Below are 6,315 nucleotides of genomic sequence, written 5' to 3'. Positions count from 1 at the left end.
CTATACTAACCAGTTTTATTATAACTGGGGTAATATGTATTACTTTGGAAATGACGGTGCTCGCTATACCAACCAGTATTACTCCAACTGGGGCAATACTTACTACTTTGGTGATGGCGGCGTTCGTTATACCAATCAGTTCTTATACGATGATGGAAATATGTATTACTTTGACGGTGATGGCATTCGTTACACAAACCGCTTTTACCAAAACTGGGGCAACACTTACTACTTTGGCAATACCGGCGCCTTAATTAAAAATACGACAATGAATTTGGGCTTTGGTAACATCTCTTTTGATAATAACGGCGTTATTGTGAATACTGATATTAACGGCAATCAAAACAGCCGTCAGAACCAATTTCTTAACAGTATTATGCAAGGTGCTATTCAAGGGTGGAAACAGTATGGCATCTTGCCTTCTCTCACAGCTGCGCAAGCCATTTTAGAAAGTGGTTGGGGTGCGTCATCATTAGCCGCGACATACCATAATCTTTTTGGCATCAAAGGGGCCTACAACGGTCAATCCATTTATCTACCAACATATGAATATTTTAACGGGTCTTATCAATACGTTAACGCTGCCTTTCGTGCTTATCCAAATGCTTCTGCTAGCGTTTTGGATCATTCCGAGTTTTTAACAGAAAACCCTCGATACCATAATTTACTGTGGGTTAAAAATTCGGACATAGTCACCAATTTGATTAGACAAGATGGTTACGCAACGGATCCAAATTATACGGCTGCGCTTAGGAATGTGATTGCAGTATACCATCTAAACGTTTGGGATCAATTGGCATTTTTATAATATCAATACTCTAATTTCATATCGCGTTTATTTTGTTTTAAATGGATCAAGGAATATCAAAGAGTCGAATTAAGGTCCCTCTTGAGGGGGACCTTAATTCGACTCTTTTTCCATTTATAAAATCAAGAAAAATAATTCAAACATTGTGATTCTCAGTTTGGTCCTATAAATAAAGCTGTGTAGCTACACAGCTTTAAATGCGGCTAAAACTTTTTACCTTGTATTTATACTTTTGCTTATGTCGAAAAGCGCCTTCATGAAAGTACCTTTTTCCGCTTAAATGGAAACTGACGATGCATATAAACAGACCTGATCCAGGGCAAATATGGGATCAAATAAACTGCGACAGTTGTAAGTAAAATGCGGTACAGAATCACTAAAACAACCCCCAATAAAGGGCCAAATAGTGCATTGCTATGTGCAAATATAAAGTCGCCTAGCTTTAAATTATCTAAATCAATCACATGGATACACATCACAATCAAAGACTCTTTACCAAACAACGTTAACCATGCTAAGCGCTTGCGATCAAACTTGCTTAGCCATTTCGCAAAAATAATAATTGCAAGACTGCCTCCCATTGCCCCAATAACTGCAAAAAATGGATTAGCCGCAAAGCCGATATTCAAATAAAATGGTCCAATCCAAGCAGACAATCCCCACAAAATAACGGCAACTACTAATATCCAACTATGCTTAACCCATGTATCAATTAGGTCGGTTTTTCTTAGCCAAAAACCAAACCAGTAAAAAGATTGGCTAATTAGTGCAGCATTTAAGGACCAAGGCAACACCCCAAATTTCGTTAATCCAAAGCCAACTCCAGTTAACACAATACTTAATAAAAAGAGGGCCATATTCGAACATTTAAAGTGACGTCTAACGTTGAGCAGGCCGTTAAATACAATGTTACCTAGAAACATGGCTAGTAAAAACCAAATAGCGCCAATTGCAGGGACATTCATACTATGGTCAAAAATAAATGGAACCGGTGTATCAACGCCAGATATCCCAAAAAGTGCTGCTTTAGACAAGGGAAGCGGTGTGCCGATACCAGCTATTCCAGCAAATGCTGCTTTTGAAAAGCTACCCAATCCTTTAATTCCTACCCAACCTGGAAGCCCAGGCGCTAACCAGGACAAAAACATAATAATTAGTACTGTTCCAAAATAGGGTAACAGTATGTTACCCGTCAGTCCTTTAAGCAATCGGCCCCAAGAGCGCTGCTTAAATAAGTAACCAGATAATACAAAGAAAATGGGAACATGAACTGCGAAAAACAATCTCACTAGTCCAGATGTCGAATATACATACATCGAATGGCCAATAATGATCATGACCATTGCAATTCCCCTAGTCACGTCAATCCATTCAATTCGCTTCAAAATCAATCACTCCGTTCTACCTGTTAGTAGTTGTTTTGCTTACCCTTTTATTAACGCCAACTCATATACTTTATAGACCTTTTAGAAATATATTTATAACTTCTTTCCTTGATCCCGCAACTGCCAAATATTCCACACGTACTGCACCACCGTCCGCACCACCGCATAAAACGGAATGCACAGAATCATCCCGGGGATCCCGGCAATATGACCAGCTGCTAATAACAAAATGATAATGGTCAGTGGATGAATTTTAAGAGAACGACCAATGATATTTGGATAGATAATGTTACCGTCAATCTGTTGCACAACAACCACAACCACGATAATCCACAGAAGTTTATTTGGCGCCATGATTAAACCAACAATCAAGGCTGGCGTAATGCCTATGTATGGGCCAACATATGGGATGATGTTGCATAATCCGGCAATAATTCCTAGCAATAAGCCAAAAGGCATGCCGATAAACATATAACCAATCGAAGTAAACACACCGACAAACAGACATTCAATAACTTGTCCGCTGATGTATTGAGAAATTGTATCGCCCATTTTGTATAACAATTCGATAATCCGATCCTGCCGACTTTCTGGCAAGAAACGAGCAATTGAAGGAACCAATTTCCCACCGTCCCGCAACATGTAAAATAAAATCACCGGTACAGTAATGGCCGTGATCGTAATGTCGGTAATTGTACCAATTAAATTACCAACCCCACTCGTAATATTACCAATGAATCCTTGCGCCCAAGAAGACAGCGACGCTTCCACAGATTTCAAATATTTGGCTACATCAGGATTATCCAAAATATGTGAATGTTCGACATATTTCGTCAATTCTTTTTGTGATTGGGTTGCCACATGGGGCACACTAGCAATTAATTGGCTAACCTGTCCTGTTAGCGGCGGTATTAGAGAAAGCACCCCGACCACAATCAGCCCAACTAACAATAAGATGACGATTAGTGACGACCATGTCCGCGTCAGCCGAAATTTCTTATAGTGAACGCGCATCAACAACTTCACCAATGGATTAAGCATATAGAACATAAAACCGGCCACGATAATTGGTACAAACACAGCAGAAATAAAGGTCCCGATCGGTCGAAAAATAAAATTAATCTTTGTGCAAACCAAAATTAAGGTGACGACGACTAAAATCTCAATCGACCAGAACATCAAGTTGGAATTTTTCAATCGATTCAACATTTTCTTACCTCCAACAATTCATTTTAAACGAAAGGCAACCAGTCTCATTTCGAAACTGATTGCCTCAGTTAGCCATCAACGTTCACGACGGGAAAGCTCTTGATAACGCCGATACCAAAGCTCAATATACGCAGGTGAGAATGGGCCCTTTCCTTGATTAATCCAGTCCACAAGCACCCGTACATTAGCTTTCAAAATATGATCAAGCTCATTTGAATAATGCCACGTCGCTCCGTGACTTTGATATTCGTCAACATCTAGTAATCGCTTTTCACCATTTGGAAACACCTTCACGTCTAAATCATAGTCGATGTACTTAACTGCTTCGTGATCTAATACGTAGGGCGACGCCAGATTACAATAATATGAAACGCCGTTATCACGAATCATCGCAACGATATTAAACCAAAAATGTTTATGAAAATAAACAATCGCCGGCTCTCGCGTGACCCAACGACGACCGTCATCTTCAGTGACAAGGGTGTGGTCGTTAAGCCCGATTAATTCATTTTCAGTTTGTTTCAGCACCATCGTGTCACGCCACGTTCGGTGCAAGCTCCCGTCGTGTTTATAACTTTTGATGGCCACATAGTCCCCTTCTCTGGGGCCTGCAGCTTCACGTGTCATAAATCTCCCAACTTTCCTAACCTGGTGAAAAGTAAACCAGTGTTAGTATACCAGAATTTAAGTCGTAGACACGCAGGTACACCGCATTTTCTGAAATATGTATGGTAAAATTAATGAGCATGATTTTCAATCATCATTAATTTAACTTGATTACATAGCGGAGGCGTTTCTTGAAAACCGTCAGTTGTATTGTCGTAACTTATAATCGACTCGAATATTTAAAACGTTGTTTAACACACATCCTCGACCAATCAACACCTGTCAGCCATGTCATTGTCGTCAATAATAACAGCACCGATGACACGGAAGACTATTTAAATAGTTTGTCTGATTCACGAATCATCACTACCAACCCGCACCAAAACATTGGCGGTGCTGGTGGTTTTGCCTGGGGTATTAAAACTGCTTATCAGGAAACAACCGATGATTACTTTTGGCTGATGGATGATGATACGATGCCCCAAGTCACCTGCTTAGAAAACTTGTTAACGGCCACGGATACATTAGCCGACAAATTTGGCTTTCTGGTCAGTGATCCTCGATGGACAGATGGGACGCCTAATCAAATGAATGTACCATTAACCCAACGTTTTTGGACCAGCAATTTAGATGATCATTTAATCCAACTTCAATACGCAACATTCGTCTCTTTCTTGTTCAAACGAACGTCAGTGACAAAATTGGGATTACCCTATAAGGAATACTTCATCTGGTCAGATGATATTGAGTACAGCACCCGACTACAAGCCGTGGGCGCTTCCTATTTGGTTGCTGACAGCAAGGTCATTCATGAGACTGGCAACAATGTGGGCGCCGATATTGTCACTGACAGTTTAGGCCGCATTCCTCGCTACTTTTATTCCTACCGCAATCTTTATTCCACTTGGCGAAAATATAAGGGCCACAAAGGTGCCTTCAAACAATTTTTACAGGCCATGCTTGATCTAGTACATGTCCTACGACACAGTCCCGATCATAAATGGCTGCGTGTGCGCACCTTATTACGTGGACAATTTGCGGGCTTCTTCTTTAAACCTAAAGTTGATTTTGTCTCACAAACTGATCAATCTGCAAAATAAATCCAACCAAACGAAAAACACATCCCAGAGCTTGGCGATGTGTTTTTCGTTTGGATTACTTATTAAATTCTTGGTTAACCGCCGTCAATGCGGCATGGATCACCTGATGCATGTCATAATAACGATACATCCCTAAACGCCCACCGAATAGCACTTTTGGCTGGCTCTTAGCCAATGCCCGATATTGGGTGTATAGGTCGTTATTCGTCTTGTTATTAACTGGATAATAAGGCTCGTCACCACGGTGCCAAGTTGCCGGATATTCACGCGTGACAATCGTCTTATTTTTATCACCCTTACCAAATTCAAAGTGCTTATGCTCAATGACCCGGGTATACGGTGTTTCGGCGTCCGTATAATTGATCACCGCGTTACCTTGATAATTATCAACGTCCATCTCTTCGGTTTCAAAGCGCAAGGAACGGTACTGTAACTCACCAAGTTGATAATCAAAGAATTGATCAATCATCCCAGTAAAGATCACTCGCGGATAATCCAACAGATATTCATCCTTATGATCGAAGAAATCAACGCCCGTTTCCACATCAATCAACTCGTTGGCCAACATCTTCTCAACAATTTGGGTATACCCACCGACCGGAATACCTTGATATGTATCATTGAAGTAGTTATTGTCAAAGGTATAGCGGACAGGTAACCGGCGGATAATAAAGGCGGGTAGATCCGTGGCCTTTTGCCCCCATTGCTTTTCCGTGTAGCCCTTGATGAGCTTCGTGTAAATGTCCGTGCCAATCAACGAAATCGCCTGTTCTTCAAGATTATTCGGTTCACCAGCGCTTAGATTCGCGGCGGCTTTTTGTTCATCAATCTTAGCTTTCGCTTCAGCCGGGGTAACGACGCCCCATAGCTTGTTGAACGTATTCATATTAAATGGCAAGTTGTACAGTTCACCCTTGTAATTGGCCACCGGTGAATTCGTATAGCGGTTAAATTCCGCAAATTGTTGTACATAGTCCCAGATATCTTTGTCTGAGGTATGGAAAATATGCGCGCCATACTGGTGTACTTGGATCCCATCTTGTTCTTTGGTATAGATGTTGCCGGCGATGTGATCACGCTTTTCAATCACTTTAACCCGTTTGCCTCGCTTGGCAGCTTCATAAGCAAACGTTGCGCCAAAAAGTCCTGAACCCACAATCAAATAATCATATTCAGTCATTATTATCCTCCACTAATCTACTATTAC

At 41.0% G+C, this 6,315-nt stretch carries 6 protein-coding genes; 2 read left to right on the top strand and 4 right to left on the bottom strand.

Annotation, left to right across the window (positions count from 1 at the left end):
• Nucleotides 1–808, top strand: an 808-nt coding sequence (locus AC27FN_RS08925) for a glucosaminidase domain-containing protein (protein WP_487167634.1), incomplete at its 5' end; no start/stop codon positions are given.
• A 254-nt stretch (nucleotides 809–1,062) separates the two neighbouring features.
• Here the strand turns inward: AC27FN_RS08925 and AC27FN_RS08920 are convergent.
• The 3 genes from AC27FN_RS08920 to AC27FN_RS08910 form a co-directional block, all read right to left on the bottom strand.
• Nucleotides 1,063–2,193: an acyltransferase family protein gene (locus AC27FN_RS08920; protein ID WP_487167633.1), complete on the bottom strand. Its 1,131-nt coding sequence runs from the start codon at nucleotides 2,191–2,193 to the stop codon at nucleotides 1,063–1,065.
• 93 nt (nucleotides 2,194–2,286) lie between these two features.
• A complete protein-coding gene (locus AC27FN_RS08915; RefSeq protein ID WP_487167632.1) occupies nucleotides 2,287–3,402 on the bottom strand; it encodes an AI-2E family transporter in 1,116 nt (371 codons plus the stop codon).
• A 75-nt stretch (nucleotides 3,403–3,477) separates the two neighbouring features.
• Entirely contained in the window at nucleotides 3,478–4,029 is a 552-nt protein-coding gene (locus AC27FN_RS08910; RefSeq protein ID WP_487167631.1) for a DUF402 domain-containing protein, read from the bottom strand.
• A 170-nt stretch (nucleotides 4,030–4,199) separates the two neighbouring features.
• Here AC27FN_RS08910 and AC27FN_RS08905 point away from each other — a divergent pair, with 170 nt between their 5' ends.
• Nucleotides 4,200–5,108, top strand: coding sequence for a glycosyltransferase family 2 protein (locus tag AC27FN_RS08905; protein WP_487167630.1), 909 nt, complete (start codon nucleotides 4,200–4,202; stop codon nucleotides 5,106–5,108).
• Nucleotides 5,109–5,163: 55 nt separating this feature from the next.
• On the opposite strand, the gene glf is transcribed toward AC27FN_RS08905, so the two are convergent.
• A complete protein-coding gene (gene glf / locus AC27FN_RS08900) occupies nucleotides 5,164–6,288 on the bottom strand; it encodes a UDP-galactopyranose mutase (RefSeq protein ID WP_487167629.1) in 1,125 nt (374 codons plus the stop codon).
• Nucleotides 6,289–6,315: the final 27 nt, after the last annotated feature.

The organism is Furfurilactobacillus sp. W61-4 (assembly GCF_057545565.1).
This window is presented reverse-complemented; position numbering and strand designations above follow the sequence as displayed.

What these genes read in the sequence shown, in the direction of transcription:
- AC27FN_RS08915 (WP_487167632.1), bottom strand. Translation starts at nt 3,402, where the DNA reads ATGTTGAATCGATTGAAAAATTCCAACTTGATGTTCTGGTCGATTGAG.
- AC27FN_RS08910 (WP_487167631.1), bottom strand. Translation starts at nt 4,029, where the DNA reads ATGACACGTGAAGCTGCAGGCCCCAGAGAAGGGGACTATGTGGCCATC.
- glf (WP_487167629.1), bottom strand. Translation starts at nt 6,288, where the DNA reads ATGACTGAATATGATTATTTGATTGTGGGTTCAGGACTTTTTGGCGCA.